The 23565-nt window shown below is 69.7% G+C and carries 21 protein-coding genes, 1 tRNA gene, 1 pseudogene and 1 riboswitch; of the genes and pseudogenes, 18 read left to right on the forward strand and 5 right to left on the reverse strand.

Annotation, left to right across the window (positions count from 1 at the left end; genetic code table 11):
* The first annotated feature begins 44 nt into the window (after window positions 1–44).
* The 14 genes from ACIBGM_RS32490 (at window position 45) to ACIBGM_RS32555 (ending at window position 13793) form a co-directional block, all read left to right on the forward strand.
* Complete coding sequence (locus ACIBGM_RS32490; RefSeq protein WP_132145168.1) at window positions 45–254, forward strand: ubiquitin-like protein Pup; 210 nt, start codon at window positions 45–47, stop codon at window positions 252–254.
* 8 nt (window positions 255–262) lie between these two features.
* Window positions 263–1105, forward strand: a complete 843-nt coding sequence (gene prcB / locus ACIBGM_RS32495) for a proteasome subunit beta (protein ID WP_360521581.1) — start codon at window positions 263–265, stop codon at window positions 1103–1105.
* Window positions 1106–1142: 37 nt separating this feature from the next.
* Entirely contained in the window at window positions 1143–1988 is an 846-nt protein-coding gene (gene prcA, locus ACIBGM_RS32500) for a proteasome subunit alpha (protein ID WP_360521578.1), read from the forward strand.
* Window positions 1985–2701, forward strand: coding sequence for an NUDIX hydrolase (locus tag ACIBGM_RS32505; RefSeq protein WP_360521575.1), 717 nt, complete (start codon window positions 1985–1987; stop codon window positions 2699–2701). The genes prcA and ACIBGM_RS32505 overlap by 4 nt, the downstream gene beginning before the upstream one ends.
* A gap of 138 nt (window positions 2702–2839) precedes the next feature.
* On the forward strand, window positions 2840–5476 hold the full coding sequence (locus tag ACIBGM_RS32510) for a beta-N-acetylglucosaminidase domain-containing protein (protein WP_396387717.1): 2637 nt from the start codon (window positions 2840–2842) through the stop codon (window positions 5474–5476).
* 36 nt (window positions 5477–5512) lie between these two features.
* On the forward strand, window positions 5513–6148 hold the full coding sequence (locus ACIBGM_RS32515) for a GNAT family protein (RefSeq protein ID WP_360521569.1): 636 nt from the start codon (window positions 5513–5515) through the stop codon (window positions 6146–6148).
* Between the two features lie 5 nt (window positions 6149–6153).
* A riboswitch (ZMP/ZTP riboswitch) is annotated at window positions 6154–6242 on the forward strand.
* A gap of 30 nt (window positions 6243–6272) precedes the next feature.
* Complete coding sequence (locus ACIBGM_RS32520) at window positions 6273–7106, forward strand: bifunctional 5,10-methylenetetrahydrofolate dehydrogenase/5,10-methenyltetrahydrofolate cyclohydrolase (RefSeq protein WP_360521566.1); 834 nt, start codon at window positions 6273–6275, stop codon at window positions 7104–7106.
* A 1446-nt stretch (window positions 7107–8552) separates the two neighbouring features.
* The gene (aroH, locus tag ACIBGM_RS32525) at window positions 8553–8921 is read left to right on the forward strand and encodes a chorismate mutase (protein WP_360521563.1); all 369 of its coding nucleotides are present in this window, start codon (window positions 8553–8555) and stop codon (window positions 8919–8921) included.
* Between the two features lie 7 nt (window positions 8922–8928).
* Complete coding sequence (locus tag ACIBGM_RS32530) at window positions 8929–9993, forward strand: prephenate dehydrogenase (RefSeq protein ID WP_396387718.1); 1065 nt, start codon at window positions 8929–8931, stop codon at window positions 9991–9993.
* Window positions 9994–10032: 39 nt separating this feature from the next.
* Window positions 10033–10719, forward strand: coding sequence for a (d)CMP kinase (gene cmk / locus ACIBGM_RS32535; protein WP_360521557.1), 687 nt, complete (start codon window positions 10033–10035; stop codon window positions 10717–10719).
* The gene (locus ACIBGM_RS32540) at window positions 10716–11444 is read left to right on the forward strand and encodes a lysophospholipid acyltransferase family protein (RefSeq protein WP_360521554.1); all 729 of its coding nucleotides are present in this window, start codon (window positions 10716–10718) and stop codon (window positions 11442–11444) included. The genes cmk and ACIBGM_RS32540 overlap by 4 nt, the downstream gene beginning before the upstream one ends.
* Window positions 11437–12816: a ribosome biogenesis GTPase Der gene (gene der / locus ACIBGM_RS32545; RefSeq protein WP_396387719.1), complete on the forward strand. Its 1380-nt coding sequence runs from the start codon at window positions 11437–11439 to the stop codon at window positions 12814–12816. The genes ACIBGM_RS32540 and der overlap by 8 nt, the downstream gene beginning before the upstream one ends.
* A gap of 71 nt (window positions 12817–12887) precedes the next feature.
* Window positions 12888–12961 (forward strand) — tRNA-Pro (locus tag ACIBGM_RS32550).
* A gap of 298 nt (window positions 12962–13259) precedes the next feature.
* On the forward strand, window positions 13260–13793 hold the full coding sequence (locus ACIBGM_RS32555) for a group I intron-associated PD-(D/E)XK endonuclease (RefSeq protein WP_360521548.1): 534 nt from the start codon (window positions 13260–13262) through the stop codon (window positions 13791–13793).
* A gap of 38 nt (window positions 13794–13831) precedes the next feature.
* On the opposite strand, the gene ACIBGM_RS32560 is transcribed toward ACIBGM_RS32555, so the two are convergent.
* Window positions 13832–15994: an MMPL family transporter gene (locus ACIBGM_RS32560; RefSeq protein WP_396387720.1), complete on the reverse strand. Its 2163-nt coding sequence runs from the start codon at window positions 15992–15994 to the stop codon at window positions 13832–13834.
* 45 nt (window positions 15995–16039) lie between these two features.
* Complete coding sequence (locus ACIBGM_RS32565) at window positions 16040–16588, reverse strand: TetR/AcrR family transcriptional regulator (RefSeq protein ID WP_360521542.1); 549 nt, start codon at window positions 16586–16588, stop codon at window positions 16040–16042.
* A gap of 117 nt (window positions 16589–16705) precedes the next feature.
* On the opposite strand from ACIBGM_RS32565, the gene ACIBGM_RS32570 reads away from it, so the two are divergent.
* Entirely contained in the window at window positions 16706–17650 is a 945-nt protein-coding gene (locus ACIBGM_RS32570; RefSeq protein WP_360521539.1) for a trypsin-like peptidase domain-containing protein, read from the forward strand.
* A 372-nt stretch (window positions 17651–18022) separates the two neighbouring features.
* On the opposite strand, the gene ACIBGM_RS32575 is transcribed toward ACIBGM_RS32570, so the two are convergent.
* The gene (locus ACIBGM_RS32575) at window positions 18023–18178 is read right to left on the reverse strand and encodes a hypothetical protein (RefSeq protein WP_360521531.1); all 156 of its coding nucleotides are present in this window, start codon (window positions 18176–18178) and stop codon (window positions 18023–18025) included.
* Window positions 18179–18201: 23 nt separating this feature from the next.
* Here ACIBGM_RS32575 and ACIBGM_RS32580 point away from each other — a divergent pair, with 23 nt between their 5' ends.
* Window positions 18202–18825 (forward strand): tetratricopeptide repeat protein, encoded by a 624-nt coding sequence (locus tag ACIBGM_RS32580; RefSeq protein ID WP_396387721.1) that lies wholly within the window; start codon window positions 18202–18204, stop codon window positions 18823–18825.
* On the opposite strand, the gene ACIBGM_RS32585 is transcribed toward ACIBGM_RS32580, so the two are convergent.
* Entirely contained in the window at window positions 18814–19083 is a 270-nt protein-coding gene (locus ACIBGM_RS32585; protein WP_360521525.1) for a helix-turn-helix transcriptional regulator, read from the reverse strand. The two genes, ACIBGM_RS32580 and ACIBGM_RS32585, sit on opposite strands and share 12 nt — an antisense overlap.
* Window positions 19084–19219: 136 nt before the next feature.
* On the opposite strand from ACIBGM_RS32585, the pseudogene ACIBGM_RS32590 reads away from it, so the two are divergent.
* A pseudogene (locus ACIBGM_RS32590) lies at window positions 19220–19444 on the forward strand (CGNR zinc finger domain-containing protein); the annotation flags it as partial.
* A 180-nt stretch (window positions 19445–19624) separates the two neighbouring features.
* Here ACIBGM_RS32590 and ACIBGM_RS32595 read toward each other — a convergent pair.
* Window positions 19625–20284 (reverse strand): MBL fold metallo-hydrolase, encoded by a 660-nt coding sequence (locus tag ACIBGM_RS32595; protein WP_396387722.1) that lies wholly within the window; start codon window positions 20282–20284, stop codon window positions 19625–19627.
* A gap of 171 nt (window positions 20285–20455) precedes the next feature.
* Between ACIBGM_RS32595 and uvrA the strand changes: the two genes are divergently transcribed.
* Entirely contained in the window at window positions 20456–23521 is a 3066-nt protein-coding gene (gene uvrA / locus ACIBGM_RS32600) for an excinuclease ABC subunit UvrA (RefSeq protein WP_396387723.1), read from the forward strand.
* Window positions 23522–23565: the final 44 nt, after the last annotated feature.

The following is a 23565-nucleotide window of genomic DNA, read 5'->3' on the forward strand; positions in this document are numbered from 1 at the left end:
GGTCGGTTGGGCGGCCCTCCCAGCGGTTCTAGGAGGTGTGTGCCATGGCTAAGGACGGCGGGCAGCAGCACAAGCAGCCGAAGCGTTCGTCGACCGAGGAAGAGGTCGAGCAGGTCGAGACGTCCGAGGACGTCCAGGAGCGCAAGGAGCGGCTCGACGAGGACGTCGACTCGATCCTGGACGAGATCGACGAGGTGCTCGAGGAGAACGCCGAGGAGTTCGTCCGCGGGTTCGTGCAAAAGGGTGGGGAGTGAACCGCTCGATGACATTCGATGCCTCCGGCCGGTTGCCGGAAGCCTTCCTGACCCCAGGTGGCTCGTCGTTCATGGACTTCCTGGCCGGGCACGCGCCCGACCTGTTGCCGGGACGGCGCAGCCTGGGGTCGGCCGACTTCTCCGCCGACGTCCCGCACGGTACGACGATCGTCGCGGCCACCTTCCCCGGTGGCGTCGTGATGGCCGGCGACCGGCGGGCCACGATGGGCAACATCATCGCCCAGCGTGACATCGAGAAGGTGTTCCCGGCCGACGAGTACTCCGCGGTGGCGTTCGCGGGCTCGGCCGGGTTCGGGCTGGAGATGGTGCGGCTGTTCCAGGTGGAGCTCGAGCACTACGAGAAGCTCGAGGGCACCACGCTCAGCCTGGACGGCAAGGCCAACCGGCTGAGCGCGCTGATCCGGGGCAACCTGGCGATGGCGATGCAGGGCCTGGCCGTGGTGCCGCTGTTCGCGGGCTACGACGAGGACATCAAGGGCGGCCGGATCTTCTCCTACGACCCCACCGGCGGGCGCTACGAGGAGACCCACTTCCACAGTGTCGGCTCGGGTTCGCTGTTCGCCCGGGGCGCGCTGAAGAAGCTCTACCGCGAGAACCTGTCCGCGACCGACTGCGCGACGGTGGCGATCCAGTCGCTGATCGACGCCGCCGACGACGACTCGGCGACCGGCGGCCCGGACATGCTGCGGCGGATCTTCCCGGTGGTCGGTGTGGTCACGTCGGACGGCTACCAGCGGCTGCCCGAGGACGAGGTGGCCGACATCGTCGACCGTGCCTGGGCCGAGCGGCACCAGCGGCCCGACGGCCCGGCCTCGGCGTCCCTGACCTGACCCCCTCCCGATCGACTGATAGAGGACGACACCTTCGATGAGCGTTCCGTTCTACGTCTCGCCCGAACAGCTGATGCGGGACCGGGCCGACTTCGCCCGGAAGGGCATCGCCAAGGGCCGCAGCGCGATCGCGCTGCAGTATGCCGACGGCATCCTGTTCGTCGCGGAGAACCGGTCGCCGGCGTTGCACAAGGTGGCCGAGATCTACGACCGGATGGCGTTTGCCGCGGTGGGCCGGTACAACGAGTTCGAGAACCTGCGGATCGCCGGCGTCCGGCTGGCCGACATGCGCGGGTACTCCTACGACCGGCGTGACGTCACCGGCCGGGCGCTCGCCAACGCCTACGCGCAGACGCTGGGCGCGATCTTCTCCTCCGGCGGCGAGAAGCCGCTCGAGGTGGAGATCCTGGTCGCCGAGATCGGCACCAGCACCGCCGAGGACCAGATCTACCGGCTCACCTACGACGGCTCGATCGCGGACGTCCGCGGGTACGCCGTGATGGGCGGGCCGGCCGAGCAGGTCGCGGACTACGTCGGCGAGCACTACCAGGAGGGCATCTCGCTGGCGGGTGCGCTCCGGCTCGCGGTGGACGCGCTCGGGCACGACAGCAACGAGGTCCGGGAGCTGACCCCGGACCAGATCGAGGTCGCGGTGCTGGACCGGACCCGGACCCAGGTGCGCAAGTTCAAGCGCATCTCGGAGGAGACGCTCGCGCGCATCCTGTCCGAGTCCCGCCCGGACACCACGCCGACGGAGCCTCCGGCCGGCAAACCGGCTGAGACCGCCGAGGCCACGCCGGCCGACGACACCCCGGTCGCCCCACCGGAGGACGACGCCCCCGTCGCCCCGCCGGAAGACCCGGACGACAACCGCCCGCTGTGACAGACGCACAAAGCAACCGGCAGCCGGCCGCCACGGACAACACTTCCGCGGCGGCCGGTCCCGTCCCACCTGCAAGCCGCGCGGCGGTAGTAGGCGAGCAGCCGTCGGCGGTGAACGGCGTGCCGACGGTGGGTGGTTCGGCCGGCGTGCGTGCTCGGGCCGGGGATCCTGAGGACTGGGTGTTGGTGGGGGAGCAGCCTGGCTTCAACGGGTTCTTGACGGTCAACCAGCGGCGGTACCGGTTGCCGGACGGGCGGGAGGTGGACTGGGATGTGTTCGGGCCCAAGACCGCTTCGGGGATCACGTCCGGGATCACGGTGCTGCCGCTGACGCCGGAGGGGAAGGTCGTCACGATCCGGATCTTTCGCCCGGGCCCGGATCAGGTGGTCACGAACCTGCCGGGCGGGCTGGTCGAGCCGGGTGAGGATCCGGCCGTGGCCGGCGTGCGCGAGCTCGAGGAGGAGACCGGCTACACCTGCGAGTCGTTCGAGCTCGTCAGCTGGAACTGGTCGGCGGCCTCCTCGGTCTACCGCAAGTACGTCGGCATCGCGCGCGGCTGCCGGCCCGACGGCACGCAAGCCCTGGACGAGTTCGAGGACTGCGTCCCGGTCGAGCTCACCGTCGACGAGTTCCGCGCCGAGCTCCGCACCTCCGGCGCGATGACCGGCATCGACGCGGCCTACTTGGCCCTCGACCACGCCGGCCTGCTGTAGTCGATCACGCCAGCTGTGACTCGACCACGCCCGCTGTGACTGGGCTTTGACTGAAACTGGTCACGCCAGAGGCTTGACGAGCAGGTCTGCGCACTGAATGGATGGGAGGTGCAAACGCCTTCCGCCCGAGGAGTTGCCATGCGCCGGTTCGTCCTCCCCGCACTCCTGCTGCTCGCCGCCCAGACCCTGTCCGCTCCGGCCGCGTCGGCCGACGCCACGATAGGGGCGCCGCCGGTGTCGCCTGAGCCTCAGCAGACCACCAGCCGCCCCGACGGCTTCAGCCTCGGCCGCACCGTCGGCCTGATGCACGGACCGACCACGGATCCGGACGCCGAGCGCGTCGTCCGCGAGACGCTCGAGCGGGCCGGCGTACAGACCGTCCGGGATCAGCCGGCGGCGGTGACCATTTGGCTGGGCGGGAACGAGCAGGTGCTGCGGCAGCTGAACGTGGAGCCCGCCAAGGGCTTGCCCGCCGAGGGGTATGTGCTCGCCGCCGGCGGCAAGAACGTCGTACTCGACGGGGTCGACACCGACGGGACGTACTACGCGGCGCGCACCTTCGCACAACTTGTCCAGGGCAACCAGTTGTCCGGGGTCGAGATCCGGGACTGGCCGACGATGCGCTACCGCGGCTCGATCGAGGGCTTCTACGGTACGCCGTGGTCGCATGCGGACCGCCTCGATCACCTCGACTACCTCGGCGCGCACCGGATGAACACCTACGAGTACGCGCCGAAGGACGACCCGTACCACCGCGAGCAGTGGCGCGACCCGTACCCGGCCGACAAGCTGGCCGAGCTCGGCGAGCTGGTCGAGCGGGCCCGGGGCAACAAAGTCGACTTCACCTTCGCGCTCTCGCCGGGGCTGTCGATCTGCTACACCTCCGACAGCGACTACCGGGCGCTGATCGCCAGGTTCGAGGCGCTCTACGGGCTGGGCGCGCGGGCGTTCAACGTGCCGCTCGACGACATCGATTACAACACCTGGCACTGCCCGGAGGACCGGGAGAAGTACGGCACCGGCGGCGGCGCGGCCGGCCAGGCGCAGAGCGAGTTGCTGAACCGGATCCAGCGCGAGTGGGTCGCCTCCAAGCCGGACCTGGCGCCGCTGCAGATGGTCCCGACCGAGTACTACAACGTGTCGGAGACGCCGTACAAGAAGGCGCTGCGGGAGCAGCTGGACAGCGCCGTCGTCGTGCACTGGACCGGCATCGGCGTCATCCCGCGCACGATCACAACCGCACAAGCGGCTCAGGCCAAGGCCGTGTTCGGGCACGACATCCTGATCTGGGACAACTACCCGGTCAACGACTACCTGGCCGGGCGGATCCCGCTGGCCGACTACAGCGGCCGGGAGCCCGGGATCGCGCAGCACGTCGCCGGCGTGATCTCCAACCCGATGAACCAGGCCGCGGTCAGCAAGCTCGCGCTCTACTCGTTCGCCGAGCTGGGCTGGAACCCGGCCAAGTACGACGAACAGGCGTCCTGGCACCAGGCGATCGCCGAACGCGCCGGGGGAGATCGCAAGACGATCGCGGCGCTCGAGGTCTTCGCCGACCTGAACACCTACGACTCGACGCTGCATCCGGAGAAGGCGCCGGTGCTGGCCGCCCGGACCGCCGCGTTCTGGAAGACCTGGCAAGCCGGCGACCACGACGGCGCGATCGAGGCGCTCGAGCCCTACTTCAACGCCATCGAGAAGGCGCCCGCTCAGCTCAGGGGTGGAGTGCAGGATCCAGCGTTCGCCGACGAGGCGAAGGCCTGGCTGGATGCGACCGTGCTCTGGGGCCAGGCGCTCCGGCGGTCGTTGCGGCTGCTCGACGAAGTGGCCGACGGCAACGGAGCGGCCGCCTGGGCGAGCCGGCAGCAGATCGACGCACTGGTTGCCCAGGCCAAGGAGATCCGGGACGTCCGGCTGCCGCACTCCAACACCTACCCACGGATCGGTGAGGGCGTCGCCGACGCGTTCCTCGCCGAGGCCGGTCGGGTGCACGACCAGTGGATGGGCATCGAGCCCGGACGTACGGCGTCCAGCTCGCAGGGCACGTACGCCGAGAACACCCCCGACCGCATGGTCGACGGCGACGAGTCGACGTACTTCTGGAGCAACGGCGCACCCGTGGCCGGGGACGAGATCCGCGTCGACCTCGGCAAGGCGCGGGCGATCGGCGACATCGCCGTACTGATGGGGAAGTCGGGCAGCCCGAGCGACTTCATCCACTCCGGTGTGCTGGAGTACTCGACCGACGGCTCCACCTGGACCGAGCTCACGCGGGCGACCACAGCCGAGGTGCGCTTCACCGCCGCCGTGACGGCGCGCTATGTCCGCTATCGTGCGATTGTCGACAATCCTTCGTTCTGGCTGGTGGTCCGCGAGTTCTCGGTCCAGGTCACCGACGGCTCCGAGTTGGTGCTCACGGCAACAGGCACACCTGCGCCCGCGGAGGGCTCGTCGCTGTCGGACGCGGTCGACCTCCAGGTGAGTACGGCGTACGTCGCAGGCGTTGCACCGACGGCGTCGGACGCGTTGACCGTCGAGCTGTCGTCGGCAACGTCAGTCGACCGGATCACCGTGCTGCAAGCCGAGGGCGCGGCTGCATCTGGACGCATCCAGGTCCGGACGAGCGACGGTTGGCAGGACATAGGCCCGGTGAAGGCCGCCTACAGTGCAGCGAACCTGCCGGCCACCACGATCGAAGTGGTCCGGATCGCGTGGGCGGCCGGCGCCGTACCGCCGCGGGTGCACGAGGTGATCGTGCACCGGGCCGGGAATTAGGTTGCCCGCGGTCGCACCGGGCCAGAGGATGGCCCGGTGCTGATCGATCACTGGCCGCTGCGCCGCCTCCGGCTGACCACCGAACGCCTCGTCCTGCGTCAGCCCGGTGAGGAGGAGCTCGCCGAGCTGGCCGACGTCGCGGCCAGTGGAGTGCACAAGCCGGGGGAGCGGCCGTTCCTGACCCCGTGGACGGACGCGCCGCCTGCGGAGCGCGCCCGGGGCGTCATGCAGGGGCACTGGGGCTCGCTGTCCTCGTGGAGTGCGCAGGACTGGACGTTGCAGCTCGGTGTGTTCCGGGAGGGCACGCCGATCGGGATGGTCGCTTTGCGGGCACAGGACTTCGCCGTACTCCGGGAGGTGAAGACGTGGTCCTGGCTCGGCCTGCCGCACCACGCCCAAGGCTTCGGCACCGAGGCGCGCCGTGCACTGCTGCATCTCGCGTTCGAAGGATTGGACGCGGTCGCGGCGCTGACGGAGGTGTTCCAGGACAACGCGGGCTCGCAGGGCGTGTCCCGGAAGCTGGGCTATCAGCCGGACGGGATCTCGCGGGACGTGCTGGACGGCCGGCCGGTGGTGTCGGACCGGCTCCGGCTGACCCGGGACAACTGGCAGCCGTCGGGCCGGGTCGAGGTCACCGGGCTGGAGGAGTGCCGGTCCTGGTTCGTCGCGTAGGCTGGACGCCGGACCGCGACTGGCGTTGAGGTGGAGAACCACCGGGGAACGGTCCGCCGGAGAACCGGCTCAGCCGCGCGCCTGGGCACTCGACCTGATGTCGACGCCCGAAGGAGCGCGCCGTATGACCAATCTGATGACCGGCACCGACCTGGCCGCCGAGATGGTGGCGAAGGCCGCCGACCGGGCCCGGGACCTGCAGGAGAAGACCGGCGTCCAGCCGTGCCTGGCGACCGTGCTGGTGGGCGACGACCCCGCGTCGGCGACGTACGTCCGGATGAAGCAGAACCGGTGCAAGAAGGCCGGCATCGGGTCCCGCAGCGTGGTCCTGCCCGCGGAGACCACGACAGAGGATCTCGTCGCCGAGCTCGAGCGGCTGTCCGGCGATCCGGAGGTGCACGGGATCCTGCTGCAGCACCCGGTGCCGGGACACATCGACGAGCGGGCCGCGTTCGAGGCGATCGACCCGGCCAAGGACGTCGACGGGGTGACCATGCATGCGTTCGCTGCGATGGCGTTCGGCGAGCCCGGGTTCCGGTCCTGCACGCCAGGCGGCATCCTGCGCCTGCTCGAGGCGTACGACGTACCGCTCGCCGGCGCCCACGCGGTCGTCATCGGCCGCAGCCCGATCCTCGGCAAGCCGGCCGGGATGTTGCTGCTGGCATCGAACGCCACCGTCACCTACACGCACTCGCGGACCGTCAACCTGCCGGAGATCGTGCGGACCGCGGACATCGTGGTCGCCGCGGTCGGCAAGCCGAACTTCGTCCGCGGCGACTGGCTGAAGCCGGGGGCGGTGGTGGTCGACGCCGGCTACAACGAGGGCAACGTCGGCGACGTCCACTTCGACGAGGCGGCCGCCGTGGCGAGCCTCGTGACCCCGGTCCCGGGAGGCGTCGGACCGATGACGATCGCCCTCCTCCTGGAGCAGACCGTCGACGCCGCCGAACGCATGTAATCACCTGTGATCGGCGGAGGGGGAGACGCTCCGGGAAACACACAACCTCCGGCCGCGGCGGTTCTTTTGGCCGCCTTCGGCGGCGCGCCGAGTCGAGTCGTGACCGGAGGTGATCGGCGCTGAGGGGGTGCTCCTGGAAGGACACGGCCTCCGGCCGCGGCGGTTCTTTTGGCCGCCTTCGGCGGCGCGCCGAGCCGAGTTCGGGCTGGAGAGATGATCGGCGACGGGCACCCTGGTTGGGCGCGCCGGCGGTGGCGGCCGCTGAACATCTGCGGCCGAACGCGGTGTCCGGCCTACTGGGCCGCCTTCGGCGGCGCGCCAAGCTGCGGTTCGGCTGGAGGCGGTCGGCATCGGGAATGTGTTCTGGACGCTCGCAGGGACCGGCCTATGGGCTCCGCGCTGAACCCGGGCAGCACCAACTGCCGCTGGGCATTCCGGGGGATAACCCCGCGCGTTGCCCCTTCTCCCGCCGTATCAGCAGGGAGAAGGGGCAACCTCACGGGATATCCGGCTGTTCTGACGGATGTGTGGATCGGCTTGGTGCCCCAGTTCGCCACCATGGCGGTCGGCTGAGCCGCGCCCGCGCAACCCGGCCACTCGCGAACGGGATCCCGAGTTGCGGACCGCCAGGCCATCACAATCGCCACCTCCAACCCGGCACCTGCCTGGTGCCGCCGACGCCGGGCGATTGTGATGGCCCGGCAGTCCGCCGTCGAGCTCACAGACCCGACAACCCGGTGGCGTGCGCCCGCCCAACCCACGCCCACACACGTCCGTCACAAGAGCCGGATATCCCGTGAATTGCTGCCTTCTCCCCTCGTATGAGAGGGGAGAAGGCAGCGTCCGAGGGGAGATCCCCTCGGACGCTGCGGGTGCCGGGACACGACTCGGGTTCGGATGTCTGTTGTATGCCGCGACGTTTCCGCATGCGCCGATCGGGGGTTGGTCCCGCGCTGCAGGTGATCGGCGACGGCGAGGTGTTCCGGCGATGGAGGCGTCCTTCGGCGGTGGCAGTTGTTCTGGCCGCCTTCGGCGGGAGAGGTCACGGTCTTCGGTCGCGGCTGTCCGTTGCCCGCCTTCGGCAGCGGGCCGAGTCGAGTTATGGCCCGAGGTGTCGGCGCTGAGGGGTGCTCCGGACAACCGACGGAAGTCGGCGGCGGGGGTGCCACTCGACTATCCCGAGACGGTCGTCGTCCTCGACGCCGCCAGCCGTGGGTGTTGGCGTGCGCGATACTGCCTTGCGTTGGAGAGCAGGGCGTGTTGGGTGCGCACACCTATGCGGTTGTTCCGCGCCAGTGGCGTTGGCCCGTGCCCGCGGCTGCGGCTCAAAGAAGGTGCCGCCGCCGACGGTAGTGTCCGTTGCTTGGGCGCACAATCCGAGACGCGTGTCCACTCTCTGGCTGGTCTGTCCTAGGGTTGGGCCTAGACGACCAAGGAGGCGAGCACGTGGCGGTACGGGCGATCCGGGGTGCCACCCAGCTGGAGGTGGACGAGCGCGAGCACCTGCTCGAGCGGTCCGCCGAGCTGGTGAAGGCGGTCCTGGAGGCGAATGATCTGGACCACGAGGACCTGATCAGCATCCTGTTCACCGTCACGCCGGACCTGCGGTCGGAGTTTCCGGCCGTGGCGGGCCGCCAGATCGGGCTGACCGACGTACCGCTGATGTGCATGCAGGAGATCGACGTCCCGCACGCGCTGCCGCGGGTGGTGCGGATGATGGTGCACGCCGAGACGCCGCGGTCGCGGGAGAAGATCCAGCACGTCTACCTGCACGGCGCGGTCGCGCTCCGTCCGGACCTGACTGGCGCCCAGTGAGGGCCTCGTGACCGAGCTGCGCGGGCCGGTCCGGATCGTCGGCGCCGGACTGATCGGCACGTCGATCGGTCTCGCGCTGGGCCGGTTGGGTGTGGTCGTGGAGCTGGTTGACGCCGACCCGGACAACGCGTTGATGGCCGAGCGGATCGGGGCCGGCTCCCGGCTGGTCCAGATCGAGCCCCAGCTCGTGGTGGTCGCCGTACCGCCGGATCACGTCGGCCGGCTGGTCGCCGAGCAGCTCGAGCAGACCCAAGCGATCGTCACCGACGCCGCGAGCGTGAAGTCGAAGCCGCTCGCCGACGCGCGCCGGCTGACCTCCGACCTCAGTCGGTACGTCGGCGGTCACCCGATGGCCGGCTCCGAGCGCAATGGGCCGCTCGCCGCCCGCGCGGACCTGTTCGACGGTGCGACCTGGGCCATCACCCCGCACGAGACCAGCGCGCCGGAGGCGGTCGAGCTGGTACGGCGTCTCGCCGAGGCGTCCGGTGCTCGGACGGTCGAGTTGTCGGTCGAGGACCACGACCTCGCGGTGGCCCGGGTATCGCACCTGCCGCACCTGATGTCCGCCCTTGCGGCCGGGACGCTCGCGGACGCGCCCGACTCGCACCTGCAGCTGTCCGGGCAGGGCGTCCGAGATGTCACCCGGATCGCGGCCGGCGACCCGAAGCTGTGGACCCAGATCGTGTCCGCCAACTCGTCGGCGTTGACTGGCCTGCTGGAGCAGATCCGCGGCGAGCTCGACCGGGTCCTCGTTGCCCTGGGCAAGGAGGAGGCCGGCGAGGAGCTGACCTCGATCCTCGGCCTGGGCGTCTCGGGCGCGATCAGGGTGCCTGGCAAGCACGGCGCCCCGCACATCGACCTGGTGTCCGTGCTGGTCACCATTCCCGACCGGCCGGGACAGCTGGCCCGGCTGTTCGCGGACGCCGCCGAGTCCGGGGCGAACGTCGAAGACCTGCGCATCGACCACAGCCCGGGCCGTCCGGTCGGTGAGGTCGAGCTGGCCGTCAAACCGGGGTCGGTGGACCAGTTGGTCGCCGTACTGACCGAGCGTGGCTGGGTCGTGCACAGGTAGGACACAGCTTTGTCCCCGGCCGCGGGTAATCTCTGGGCCATGATCATCGCTGTGGACGGCCCGAGCGGGTCCGGCAAGTCGAGCACCGCCCGAGGCGTCGCGACCAGGCTGGGTCTGCGGTACCTCGACACCGGTGCGACGTACCGCGCGGTGACGTGGTCGGCGCTCGAGCACGACCTCGACCTGGACGACACCGCGGCGGTGGCCGAGCGGGCGCGTGAGCTCCGGTTGGAGGTCAGCACCGACCCCGGCAAGCAGTACGTGATCGCCGACGACGTCGACGTGACGAGCGCGATCCGGGAGCCGCGGATCAGCGAGAGCGTCAGCAAGATCGCCACCAATCTGGACGTCCGCAAGGAGCTGATCCGGCGGCAACGGGCCATCATCGACGACGCCCAGCCGACCGGCGGGATCGTGGTCGAGGGCCGCGACATCGCCACCGTGGTCGCCACCGACGCGGAGCTGAAGGTGCACCTGACCGCGGACCAGGATGCCCGGATGGAGCGGCGCGGCGCCGAGCTCGCCACCGGGGCGGTCACCGCCGAGCAGTTGCGGGACCAGATCGTCCGCCGCGACGCCGACGACGCGACCGTCTCGCAGTTCCTGGTGGCCTCGGACGGCGCGGTCACCATCGACTCGACGCATCTGTCCCTGGAGGAGGTCATCGACGTGATCAGCCGACTCGCGAAGGAGGCCGAGGCAGCGCCCCGTGACCGGGAGTCATGACAGCAGAACTAACGGGGCACCTCGAGCTGCCCCGTACCGATGACCTGCCTCGGCTGCCTTATCGGCTCGCGCTGCCGGTTCGCAGGTTCGCGCAGCCGTACTTTCAGCGCAAGTACCGGCTGACGATCCACCACGAGGACCTGTTCCCGCGGAGGGGACCGGTGCTGATGTCGCCGAACCACCTGAGCCTGCTCGACGGCCCGCTGCTCGGGGCGATTGCGCCCCGGATGCTGCACCAGCTCGGCAAGATCGAGGCGTTCGGCGGTCTCCAGGGCCGGTTCCTGCGCCGGATCGGCCAGATCCCGGTCGACCGGTCGGCGTACGACGTCCGCGCCATCCGGCAGTCCATCCAGGTGCTGCGTGACGGCCGGGTGCTGAACATCTACCCGGAGGGGACCCGCGGCGCCGGCGACTTCGCCCGGATCCGGACCGGGGTGGCGTACCTGGCGATGGTGACCGGCGCGCCGATCCTGCCGGTCGCGCTGCTCGGGACCAGGCTGCCGCACGGCTCCGTGGAGGCCTTTCCACCGGCCGGGAGCCGGATCGACGTGGTCTATGGCGAGCCGTTCTCGATCGACCGCGTACCCTTTCCCAGGAGGCACTCCGACGTACGGGCGGTTGCCGACCAGATCGGCGACGTGCTGCGGACTCATGTCAGGGCGGCCGTCGAAGCTACCGGCCACCCGCTCCCGGGCGCGCCAGACGTGAAGGATCCTGATGAGTGACCTGCCCACCGGCTACGACTTTGCCGAGCCCACCCACGAGCGCGAAGACACCGGGCCGCTGCCCGTGCTCGCGATCGTCGGCCGGCCGAACGTGGGCAAGTCCACGCTGGTGAACCGCATCATCGGCCGCCGTGAGGCCGTCGTCGAGGACACCCCGGGCGTCACCCGGGACCGGGTCTCGTACGACGCCAACTGGGCCGGCCGCGGCTTCACGGTCGTCGACACCGGCGGCTGGGACCCGGACGCGGTCGGGATGGCCGCGCTGGTCGCCGCCCAGGCCGAGGTCGCGATCAACGCCGCCGACGCGGTCCTGTTCGTGGTGGACGCCACGGTCGGGATCACCGACGCCGACGAGGCCGTCGTGCGAGTACTGCGGAAGTCCGGCAAGCCGGTCGTGCTGGCCGCGAACAAGGTCGACGACCAGCGGGTCGAGTCCGAGGCGATGAACCTGTGGAGCCTCGGCATCGGCGAGCCGTTCCCGGTGTCGGCGATGCACGGCCGCGGCACCGGCGACATGCTCGACGCCGTACTGGCCGCCCTGCCGGAGGCGCCGCCGGAGCGGGACGCCGAGGCCGGCGGGCCGCGCCGGATCGCGATCGTCGGCAAGCCGAACGTGGGCAAGTCCTCGCTGCTGAACAAGGTCGCCAAGGAGGACCGCGTCGTCGTCAGCGACGTCGCCGGTACGACGGTCGACCCGGTGGACGAGCTGATCACGCTCGGCGGCCAGGAGTGGCGGTTCATCGACACGGCCGGGATCCGGCGGAAGGTGAAGAACGCCAGCGGCCACGAGTACTACGCCTCGCTGCGGACCAACGCGGCGATCGAGCGCGCCGAGGTGGTCGTGGTGGTGATCGACGCCTCCGAGGTGATGTCGGAGCAGGACATCCGGATCATGAACGCGGTCGAGGAGGCCGGCAAGGCGCTGGTGATCGCGTACAACAAGTGGGACCTGGTCGACGAGGACCGGCGCTACTACCTGGAGCGCGAGATCGACCGCGACCTGGTGCAGTTCCGGTGGGCGCCGCGGGTGAACATCAGCGCGCTCACCGGGCGGCACATGGAGAAGCTGGTGCCGGCCATCGAGGCGGCGCTGGAGGGCTGGCAGACCCGCGTCCCGACCGGTCAGCTGAACGCGTTCCTCGGCCGCCTGGTCGCCGCGCACCCGCACCCCGTCCGCTCCGGCAAGCAGCCGAAGATCCTGTTCGGCACCCAGGCCACCACGATGCCGCCGACGTTCGCGATCTTCACCTCCGGCGCGCTGGAACCGTCGTACCAGCGCTTCATCGAGCGCCGCCTGCGCGAGGACTTCGGCTTCGTCGGCAGCCCCGTCCACGTCCAGGTCCGGGCCCGCTCGAAGAACAAGAAGCGCTGACCGGACCCTGGTCAAAGCACTCCGCCGCATGGGGTAAGGTTTACCCCGGTCGCCTCTCCGGAGGCGAGCCACGGGCTGTGGCCTAGTCAGGTAAGGCGCTAGTCTGGGGGACTAGAGATCCCGAGTTCAAATCTCGGCAGCCCGACCCCAAGAGGGGCACCGATATCTGTCGGTGCCCCTCTTTATGTTTGGCGTCATGGAGAACACGGGGAACCGACGCACCTGGACCGATGCTCAACTATGTAAGGCGGTCGAGAGCAGCCCGTCGTGGCGTGCGGTCGCGCGCGCACTGGGCTTGAAGGGAACATCCGCGGGGACGATCCGGGTGATCAAGCGGCATGTGGCCCCGTCTCGAGCTGGACACATTGCACTTCACCGGACAACGTCGCTGGTCTGATCTGCGACTGCGTGCAGCCGTGGCGGGGGCGAGTTGCTGGGCGGACGTGCTCGCCAGTCTCGGTGTCATCGACAACGGAGAGGACCGAGTCCGGATCAAGGGTCATGCGGTCCGGCTGGGCTTGGACTGCACTCATCTGAAGTCGCCGCAAGCCCGGTCGAACCCGGTCGAAGTATTCGACGAGCCGGTCCGGCCGGATATGCTTCGCTATTCGGCGGCAGCCCTGGCAATGGCCTGGTTCTCCTTGCGTGGATGTGCGGTTGCGTTGCCGATCGAGCCCCAGGAGTACGACCTCCTGGTGACGACATCCAAGGGCGTTCAGCGTGTACAGGTGAAGTCCTGTGCATCCCGCAACGGACGGGGTTACTGGGATGTCGGTATCGGACGTCGGCCGTATGTGCTCGACAAGTCCGCGAGCAAGATGCCTTATGACCCTGACGTGATCGACATGTTCTTCATCGTGCTCGGCGACGGCAGCATCTATGTCATCCCCAGCTCTGTCCTGGCTGGGCCGGGTGAGCATCTCGGCGGAGAGCTACACGCCGTATCGCGTGGGCGACGCGTCGAGCTTGTTACGTAGTGGGGCACCAGCAGGCGCTGATGCCCCAGGCGTCGGAATCAGCGCACGCCCGCGAGTTCCGTGGGCTCCGGTTCCTCGTTGACGCGCAAGGACTCGCCTTCGATGTCGACTTTGGGAGTGATGCGGTCGAGCCAGCGGGGGAACCACCAGGCGCGGTCGCCGAGGAGGCTGAGGACGGCGGGGACCAGGGTCATCCGGATGATGAACGCGTCGACCAGGACGCCGATGGTGAGGCCGAAGCCGATCGCCTTGATGATCGGGTCGTGCACGAAGATGAAGCCGGCGAAGACGGAGGCCATGATCAGGGCGGCCGCCGTGACCACGCGGGCGCCGTGGCCGAGGCCTTCGACGGTGGCCTCGGTGGCGTGCTTGCCGTGCACGAACTCCTCGCGGACCCGGGACACGATGAAGACCTCGTAGTCCATCGCCAGCCCGAACAGCACGCCCATCATGATGATCGGCAGGAAGCTGACCAGCGGCCCGGGCGAGTCCACCCCGAGCAGCGACGCGCCCCAGCCCTGCTGGAACACCGCGACCGTGATCCCGAACGTCGCCCCGATCGTCAGCACGAACCCGAGCGTCGCCTTCAACGGCACCAGCAACGACCGGAACGCCAGGAGCAGCAGCAGGAACGACAGCCCGATGACCACCAGCAGGTACGTCGGCAACGCGTCGGACAGCTTGTTGGACACGTCGACCCCGACGGCCGTGTTGCCGGTCACGGAGATCGTCGTGTCACCGGTGGCGAGCGGCGCGATCGCGGACCGCAGGTTCTTGACCAGGTCCGCGGTCTCCTCGGTCGCTGGTCCGCTGGCCGGGATCACCTGCAGCAACCGCGTCGTACCGTCGGCGCTCGCGGGACCGGGTTGGGCCGCGACGACATCCGGGAGCCCTTGGGTCTTCGCTAGCACCTGCTGGACGACGGCCTCCGCGTTGTTGCTCTTGACGACGACCACGAGCGGACCGTTGGCGCCCGGTCCGAAGGCGGCCGCGGTGAGGTCGTAGGCGACCCGCTGGTTGGTCCCGGCCGCGGCCGACGCGCCGTCCGGCAACGCCAGCCGCATGTCCTGCACCGGGAGCGCCAGCGCCCCGAGCCCGATGATGCCGAGAGCAACGATCGGCACGCGGAAGCGGGTGGTGAACCGGCCCCACCGGAACCCGAACCCTTCGGCGGCCGGAGCTGTCGGTGCCTTCCGCAACTTCCGCGGCAGCACCCGCTTGCCCACGAACCCGAGCAATGCCGGCAGCAGCGTCAACGCCACCAGTACGGCGGTCAGCACGGTCGCCGCGGCCGCAAGGCCCATCGCGGTCAGGAACGGTACGCCGACCACACTGAGCCCGGCCAGCGCGATCACGACTGTCGCACCGGCGAACAGCACCGCCGACCCCGCGGTCGCGGTCGCGCGGCCGACCGACTCCTCCTCGTCCATGCCCTCGGCCAGCTGAGTCCGGTGCCGTGAGCTGATGAACAGCGCGTAGTCGATCCCGACCGCGAGTCCCAGCATCAGCGCCAGGATCGGCGCCGTCGACGACACGTCGATGAACGCGGTGACCAGGAACAGCCCGGCCATGCCGGCGATGACGCCGAGCAGCGCGGTGAGCAGCGTCATCCCGGCAGCAACGAGCGACCCGAACGTGACGACCAGTACGACGGCCGCGACCGCGACCCCGATGATCTCGGTGGCGCCGACCTCGGGGACACCGCCGGCGATCTGTCCGCCCGGGACCACCTGAAGATCCCCGGAGCTGAGTTCGCTGAGCGCGTCGTACGCCTCGGTGCTGTCCTTGCTCAGCTCGTCGGCCGGCTTGGCGAACTGGACGCTGATCAGGCCGGTCTTCCCGTTCGGGCTGATCGCCTTGCTGGTGAACGGGTCGACCGCGCCGATCACCTCCGGGACCTTCGCGACCTTGGCGACGGTCGTGCCGACGGCGGCCTTCACGGCCGGGTCGGCGAGCGTCTTGCCCTCAGGTGCCTTCACCACCACGGTCGCAGAGGCGCCACTCGCGGCCGGGAGCTCGGTCTTCAGGGCGTCGAGCGCGCGCTGCGACTCGGTGCCCGGGATCGAGAACGTATTGGTCGTCTTGCCGCCGAGGGTCAGTGCGCCGACCCCGAGCAGGACGAGGAAGACCGCCCAGACGGCAGCGACCAGCCGTCGGCGCTGGTAGGAGAACCGGCCGAGCCGGTACAGCAGATTGGCCATCGGGAATGCGTCCGTTTCGTGTGCAGGGGGAGGTTGCGGTGCAGATCAGGCGCGCTTGAGCAGCCGTCGTAGGGCGGTGTCGCAGAGCGTGCGGAGCTCCTCGTCGGTGCGTTCGCCGGGATGCCGGCACTCGCCGAGCAGGCCGTTGATCCCGAGCGTGGCGAGGTCGCGCTCGAGTTTGTCGTCACTGCCGGCCAGGAAGCCGGACAGCTGCATGCCGTCGGTGATCAGGCCGCTGATCTCAGGGATCTCGTCGATCACCGGGAGGATGTCCTGGACGACCTGGACCACCCCGCGGTGCTTGACGGAGAGGTCGGTGAACTGCTGGATCGCGATCTCTTGAGCCACCGCCCGCGGCAGCCCGTCGACGGTCCGGATCAGAGCGGCGAGGTCGGCGGCCGCGGGCTCGAGGACGGCGGCGAGCACGGCGGGCTTGCCGTGGAAGTGGTAGAGCACCGTCGCTTTCGAGCAGCCGGCCGCGGTCGCGATGTCCTGCAGCGACGTCGCGTTGTAGCCCTTGGCCTGGAACAGGCCCATCGCCTGACGCACGATCTCGTGCCTGGTCCGCTCCCGGGCGGGGGTGGTGACTGCCATCTCAGTAGCTTCCCTGACCGATCGGCCAGGTTTCAACCGATCGGTCAGGATTGTGGCCTGCCTCACCAGAACTCCGGGCTTTGTTTGCGGCGTAATGTTGTAATTCAGGAGGCGGAGATGGCCGAGGAGACTGCTGGGGACGACGTACTGGACGCTTACTCGCGGGTGGTCTCGGGTGTGGCGGAGCACTTGATCCCGCGGGTGGCCAGCCTGCGGAGCGCGAGCCGGCGCGGTGATTCGTCGGGTTCCGGCGTGGTGCTGACCGAGGACGGCCACCTGCTCACCAACGCCCACGTGGTCGGCAGCGCCGAGCAGGCGACGGCCGAGTTCGCGGACGGTACGGCGGCGCAGGCCCGGGTGATCGGGGTCGACCGGCTGTCCGACCTCGCCGTACTGCGGTCCGACCGCGACATCCCGGATCCGCCCGAGTACGGCGACGCGGACCAGTTGAAGGTGGGCAACCTGGTAGTGGCGGTCGGCAACCCGCTGGGCCTGGCCGGGAGCGTGACGGCCGGCGTGGTCAGCGCGCTCGGGCGGTCGCTGCCGGTGCGGACCGGAAATGCGACCCGCATGATCGAGGATGTGATCCAGACCGACGCGGCCCTGAACCCGGGCAACTCCGGCGGAGCGCTTGCCGACGGCAACGGGCGGGTGGTCGGCATCAACACCGCGGTCGCCGGGATCGGCCTCGGCCTCGCGGTCCCGGTGAACCAGACCACCCGGCGGATCATCTACGCGCTGCTGCATGACGGGCGGGTGCGGCGCGCGTACCTCGGGCTGGTGACGACGCCGGCGCCGTTGCGTCCACAGCTCGCGGAACGCTTCGACCAACGAACCGCGCTCCGTGTGGTCGAGGTGATCACCGGCAGCCCCGCCGCACAGGCCGGTCTCCGCCAAGGCGATCTCGTCCTGGCGGTTGACGGCGTACCCCTGCGGGATGCGCAGTCGCTGCAGCGTCAGCTCTTCGAGGATGCGATCAACCGCCGTACCGAGATCACCGCGATCCGCAACGGCGCCTTGGTCGACGTGGTGGCTCTGCCGGCCGAGCTCACTGACCGGTAGTCAGGTCCGCTCGCAGCAGGACGCCCGTACCAGGACGCAGTGGGTCGCCGGGGAACGAGAACGCTCGGGTGCTCGGTGAAGCCGAGGCAGTGGTGGAGGTCGAGCGTGGCGCCGTTCGCGAGGTTGGCGAAGTAGTAAACGCAGTCGGCACGGCCGGAGGTCCAGCGCATTCGGTCGACGGTGAGGAGCTCGCCGACGCCGTGCCGGCGCCAGGCTGGTGCGACGATCAGGCCGACGAGCTAGTACCCGGTCGGCGCCGTGTCCGGCGGATCGCCGGGGGAGACGTGGTGGTGGATCACGCCGCCGTACCCGATCACCTCGTCGCGGGCGCAGGCGACCGCGGCGGCCGGTGCGGGTCGCGCAGGTCGTCCCTCAGGCGGTGTGCGCGTTCTTCGACAGAGCGCCGGTCCGGGACACGATCAGTCGAGCGCACGCCTCGAGATCCGCGACGTGCGCCGGGCGCACGATGATCGACGCGCCGACCGGTCGTCGGCCGGCGCCCGGCTGGTAATCCGCGAACCCGCTCACCTCGGCAGCTTAGGATCGGCCGGGTGGACGAACGAGTGAGGCTGGCGGGGGAGCTGTACGAGCGGGCGATCTTCAACGGTGAGGCCGGCGTTCTGGCGCGGGCCGATCGGGAGCTGGACGCGGCGGAGGCTGAGCTCGCGTTGGCGCGGGGGAAGGTGTTGCATGGGCGATTCCTGGAGAGCGGGGTCGAGGATGCTCGGGAGTTGGAGCTGTTCGAGCGGGCGTTAGGCCTCTACGACGCGCTGGGTGATGAGCGTGGGCAGGGCGAGGCGTTCTTCTGGATCGGTTGCTTCCACCAGGTCGTGCGCGACGACAGCGAGCCTGCGGTGTCGGCGTTCACCTGCTCGCGTGAGCTGGCGCGGAAGTGCGGCGACGACCTGATGCTGTCCTACGCTCTCCGCCATCTGGGCGTCGCCGCTCATATGGCGGGCGACGTTGACCAGGCCCGCGCGCTGCTGGAGGAGTCGACTGCGCTGCGCCGTACCCTCGGCTTTACTGCAGGCGTGGCGGCCAACATGGTCGGCCTGATCTACCTGTCCAGCGGCGACGAGGCGCATGCATTGGCCGACGAGGCCGCCAGCCTCGCGGCCTCCGTCGGCGCCGACGCCATCAGCAAACAGATCGAAGAAGCCCGCTCACGCCTGTAGCGGTCCGCCCCGGAGCGGTTGGCCGGTCTGAGTACGGCGCTCGTTGTCGCGGACCCGCGGTTCGTAGTGCGCGAAGAAGATCTTGCCGACCAGGTCACGGCGGCTGTGCACACCGGTCTTCTCGAAGATGCTCTTCAGGTGCTGCTGAACGGTGTGCGCGGAGACGACCAGCCGGTCGGCGATGTCCACGGTCGACTCGCCCTGCAGCACCAGCCGGGTCACCTCCTGCTCGCGCTCGGTCAGCCCGTACGCCGCCATCAGCAGCGGAGCGATGCGGATGGGGTGGGCCGGGGGATTGGTGGTACGAGCCAGGAGCCTGCGGGGGCTGCTCTGGGCACTGCTCGACGCACAGTCCGCCGGCCACGACGTACCGCGTGAGGTCCTGACCGGCCTCATGGACCTGGCGCGCGAAGACGTCTCCGTGGCCGCGAACGGCGTCGTCACCCCACACTCCACCGAGGGTGCGCTCGCGACCATCGCGCTCCACGGCATCAAGCTGGCACTGAGCCCGCCGCCCCAACCGGTCCGCACCTGCGATCGCTGCGGCTGGTTCTTCCTCGCCCGCGGCCGCCGCCGCTGGTGCAGCATGAAAACCTGCGGCAACCAAACCAAAGCCGCCCGCTACCGAGCAACCCACCCTGACCCCGTCACCACCCCCGGGCAGGGCAGTTCACCGCTTCGTCGGGTTAGCTCTCCACGACGCCGACATGCGGAGAGAGGTAAGCGTCTGCTTCTGGGAAGACCGAGCCGCGCTTCATCCCTGGCTGAGGTTGTCAGCCTTCCCGCCGAACGCGTCTGCCTACCAGCCGCGGGCGCGCCATTCTGGGAGGTTGGGGCGTTCGTTGCCGAGGGTGGTGTCGGCGCCGTGGCCGGGGTAGACCCAGGTTTCGTCGGCGAGGGCGTTGAACAGCTTGGCCTCGACGTCGTTGATGAGTGAGGTGAACCGCTCGGCGTCGCCCTGGGTGTTGCCGACCCCGCCCGGGAACAGCGAGTCGCCGGTGAACAAGTGCGGTGCGCCGGCCGGGTCGTCGTACAGGAGGGCGATCGAGCCCGGGGTGTGGCCGACCAGGTGGATGACGCGGAGCGAGCACCGGCCGACCGGGATGGTGGCGTTCTCGTCCACGAGCTCGTCGGTGGGGACGTCGATGCCCTCGGCGTCGTACCGGCCCGCCACTGTGGTCGCGTTGGTCCGGGCCACCACCTCGGCGAGCGCCTGCCAGTGGTCCTGGTGCCGGTGCGTGGTGACGACTCGCTCGAGCCCGCCGTCGCCGATCAGCCGGAGCAGCGTCTGCGCCTCGTTGGCCGCGTCGATCAGCACCTGCTCGTCGGTACGGCGGCAGCGCAGCAGATAAGCGTTGTTGTCCATCGGCCCGACGGCGACCTTGGTGATCATCAGCTCGGCCAGCTCGTGGGTCTGCACCGGCCCACCCACCCTGACGTTCCCGTGGTACTCCGCCATCAGCCCTCCTGGGTCTCAGTCCTCCGGTCCGATCCTTGCACCGATCGGGCCGCGCGGTCATGTCGGCCGAGTTGCCAGAACCGGTGTCCGCGGTCGAATATACTTTCGAAGCCGGGTCGAGCAGGACCCCCGGTCCGGCGCCGGAAGTTTTTGTCGGTGGGCCTGGTTAGCATGACCGGGGCATGCCATGCGACCACCTGGAACCCCTCGAGAACGGCTGAGAGTGAGCTTGTGTCTGACCGTCTGATCGTGCGCGGAGCACGTGAGCACAACCTGAAGGACGTCTCGGTCGACCTGCCGCGGGACGCCATGATCGTCTTCACCGGCCTGTCCGGGTCCGGCAAGTCCAGCCTGGCGTTCGACACGATCTTCGCCGAGGGCCAGCGGCGCTACGTCGAGTCCCTGTCGGCGTACGCGCGGCAGTTCCTCGGCCAGATGGACAAGCCGGACGTCGACTTCATCGAGGGCCTGTCCCCGGCGGTCTCGATCGACCAGAAGTCCACCTCCCGGAACCCGCGCTCGACCGTCGGCACGATCACCGAGGTCTACGACTACCTCCGCCTGCTGTTCGCCCGGGCCGGCCGCCCGCACTGCCCGGAGTGCGGGGAGCAGATCGCGCGGCAGACCCCGCAGCAGATCGTGGACCGGGTGCTCGAGCTGGACGAGGGCACCCGGTTCCAGGTGCTCGCGCCGGTCGTCCGCGGCCGCAAGGGGGAGTACGTCGACCTGTTCCGCCAGCTCAGCGGACAGGGTTTCGCGCGAGCCCGGGTGGACGGCGAGACGATCCAGCTGACCGAGCCGCCGAAGCTCGACAAGCAGAAGAAGCACAGCATCGACGTCGTGGTCGACCGGCTCGCGGTGAAGAGTTCCGCGAAGCAGCGGCTGACCGACTCGATCGAGACCGCGCTCGGCCTGGCCGGCGGCCTGGTCGTGCTCGACTTCGTCGACCTGCCGAGCGACGACCCGCACCGCGAGCGCCGCTTCTCCGAGAAGCTCGCCTGCCCGAACGACCACCCGCTCGCCATCGACGAGCTCGAACCGCGGTCGTTCTCCTTCAACTCGCCGTACGGCGCCTGCCCGGTGTGCACCGGACTCGGCACCCGGATGGAGGTCGACCCGGAGCTGCTGGTCCCGGACCCGTCGAAGTCGCTCGAGGAGGGCGCGATCCAGCCGTGGTCGGGGGCGAACGTCACGCAGTACTTCGAGCGGCTGCTGGCGGCGCTGGCCAAGGACCTGAAGATCAAGACCACGACGCCGTTCGGCGAGCTGCCGGCGAAGGCGAAGAAGTCGCTGCTCACCGGCCACGACCGGCAGGTGCACGTCTCCTACAAGAACCGGTACGGCCGCGAGCGGTCGTACTACACCACCTTCGAAGGGGTGATCCCGTACGTCGAGCGGCGGCACGCGGAGGCGTCGAGCGACACCAGCCGGGAGCGGTTCGAGGAGTACATGCGCGAGGTGCCGTGCCTGGCCTGCAACGGCGCGCGGCTGAAGCCGATCTCGCTGGCGGTCACGCTGGGCGGCAAGAACATCGCCGAGATCAGCGCGATGTCGATCGACGAGGTGCACGACTTCCTGCGCCAGATGGACCTGACCCCGCGGGAGAAGCAGATCGCGGAGCGGGTGGTCAAGGAGATCGGCGAGCGGCTGCGGTTCCTGCTCGACGTCGGCCTGGACTACCTGGCGCTGAGCCGGCCGGCCGGTTCGCTGTCCGGTGGCGAGGCGCAGCGGATCCGGCTCGCGACCCAGATCGGATCCGGCCTGGTCGGCGTGCTGTACGTGCTCGACGAGCCGTCGATCGGCCTGCACCAGCGGGACAACCGGCGGCTGATCGAGACCCTGGTCCGGCTGAAGGAGCTCGGCAACACGCTGATCGTGGTCGAGCACGACGAGGACACCATCGACCACGCCGACTGGGTGGTCGACATCGGCCCCGGCGCCGGTGAGCACGGTGGCCAGGTGGTCGTCTCGGGCACCGTCGAGGACCTGAAGAACCACCCGGACTCGATCACCGGGGCGTACGTGTCCGGCCGCCGCGAGATCCCGATCCCGGCGGTTCGCCGGCCGCTCACCGAGGGCCGCGAGCTGACCGTGTACGGCGCCCGGCAGAACAACCTGAAGGACATCGACGTCACCATCCCGCTCGGGGTGTTCGTCGCGGTCACCGGGGTGTCCGGCTCGGGCAAATCGACGCTCGTCAACGACATCCTCTACACCTCGCTGGCGCGGCAGATCTACGGCGCCCGCGCCGTACCCGGCCGGCACACGAAGATCTCCGGCATGGAACTGGTCGACAAGGTCATCCACGTCGACCAGTCGCCGATCGGCCGGACGCCGCGGTCCAACCCGGCGACGTACACCGGCGTCTGGGACCACGTCCGCAAGCTGTTCGCGGAGACGCCGGAGGCGAAGGTCCGCGGGTACCAGCAGGGCCGGTTCTCGTTCAACGTCAAGGGCGGCCGGTGCGAGGCCTGCTCCGGTGACGGCACGCTGAAGATCGAGATGAACTTCCTGCCCGACGTCTACGTCCCCTGCGAGGTGTGCCACGGCGCCCGGTACAACCGGGAGACGCTCGAGGTGCACTACAAGGGCAAGACGGTCGCGGACATCCTGGACATGCCGATCGAGGAGGCGTCGGAGTTCTTCGCCGCCATTCCGGCGATCTCGCGGCACCTGACGACGCTGACCGAGGTGGGCCTGGGCTACGTGCGGCTGGGCCAGCCCGCGCCGACGCTGTCCGGCGGCGAGGCGCAGCGCGTGAAGTTGGCGTCCGAGCTGCAGAAGCGATCGACCGGCCGGACGGTGTACGTGCTGGACGAGCCGACCACCGGCCTGCACTTCGAGGACATCCGCAAGCTGCTCGGCGTCCTCGGCGGCCTGGTGGACAAGGGCAACTCGGTGCTGGTCATCGAGCACAACCTCGACGTGATCAAGACCGCCGACTGGATCATCGACCTCGGCCCGGACGGCGGCCGCCGCGGCGGCACGCTGGTGGCGGAGGGTACGCCGGAGGACGTGGCGGCGAATGCTGCGTCGTACACCGGTGAGTTCCTGTCCGAGATCCTGAACGGGCGGGCCGCGAAGCCGAGCGCCAAGAAGCAGTCGGCGGCCGCCAAGAAAGCCCCGGCCGCGAAGAAGGCGGCCGCGGCCAAGAAGGCGCCGGCTAAGAAGGTCGCCGCCGCGAAGAAAGCGCCGGCGAAGAAGGCCACCGCGACCAGGAAACGCGCGGCCAGCTGATCGTCGTTTAACCGCAACCCCCAGCCAACTCAACCGGCTGGGGG

This window comes from Kribbella sp. NPDC050470 (assembly GCF_044458365.1).
Classification (GTDB): domain Bacteria; phylum Actinomycetota; class Actinomycetes; order Propionibacteriales; family Kribbellaceae; genus Kribbella.

Excerpts from the sequence above, each read along its gene's own strand:
- ACIBGM_RS32490 (WP_132145168.1), top strand. The coding sequence starts at position 45 with ATGGCTAAGGACGGCGGGCAGCAGCACAAGCAGCCGAAGCGTTCGTCG.
- prcB (WP_360521581.1), top strand. The coding sequence starts at position 263 with ATGACATTCGATGCCTCCGGCCGGTTGCCGGAAGCCTTCCTGACCCCA.
- prcA (WP_360521578.1), top strand. The coding sequence starts at position 1,143 with ATGAGCGTTCCGTTCTACGTCTCGCCCGAACAGCTGATGCGGGACCGG.
- ACIBGM_RS32510 (WP_396387717.1), top strand. The coding sequence starts at position 2,840 with ATGCGCCGGTTCGTCCTCCCCGCACTCCTGCTGCTCGCCGCCCAGACC.
- ACIBGM_RS32520 (WP_360521566.1), top strand. The coding sequence starts at position 6,273 with ATGACCAATCTGATGACCGGCACCGACCTGGCCGCCGAGATGGTGGCG.
- cmk (WP_360521557.1), top strand. The coding sequence starts at position 10,033 with ATGATCATCGCTGTGGACGGCCCGAGCGGGTCCGGCAAGTCGAGCACC.
- ACIBGM_RS32540 (WP_360521554.1), top strand. The coding sequence starts at position 10,716 with ATGACAGCAGAACTAACGGGGCACCTCGAGCTGCCCCGTACCGATGAC.
- der (WP_396387719.1), top strand. The coding sequence starts at position 11,437 with ATGAGTGACCTGCCCACCGGCTACGACTTTGCCGAGCCCACCCACGAG.
- ACIBGM_RS32560 (WP_396387720.1), bottom strand. The coding sequence starts at position 15,994 with ATGGCCAATCTGCTGTACCGGCTCGGCCGGTTCTCCTACCAGCGCCGA.
- ACIBGM_RS32565 (WP_360521542.1), bottom strand. The coding sequence starts at position 16,588 with ATGGCAGTCACCACCCCCGCCCGGGAGCGGACCAGGCACGAGATCGTG.
- ACIBGM_RS32570 (WP_360521539.1), top strand. The coding sequence starts at position 16,706 with ATGGCCGAGGAGACTGCTGGGGACGACGTACTGGACGCTTACTCGCGG.
- ACIBGM_RS32585 (WP_360521525.1), bottom strand. The coding sequence starts at position 19,083 with ATGGCGGCGTACGGGCTGACCGAGCGCGAGCAGGAGGTGACCCGGCTG.
- ACIBGM_RS32595 (WP_396387722.1), bottom strand. The coding sequence starts at position 20,284 with ATGGCGGAGTACCACGGGAACGTCAGGGTGGGTGGGCCGGTGCAGACC.
- uvrA (WP_396387723.1), top strand. The coding sequence starts at position 20,456 with ATGACCGGGGCATGCCATGCGACCACCTGGAACCCCTCGAGAACGGCT.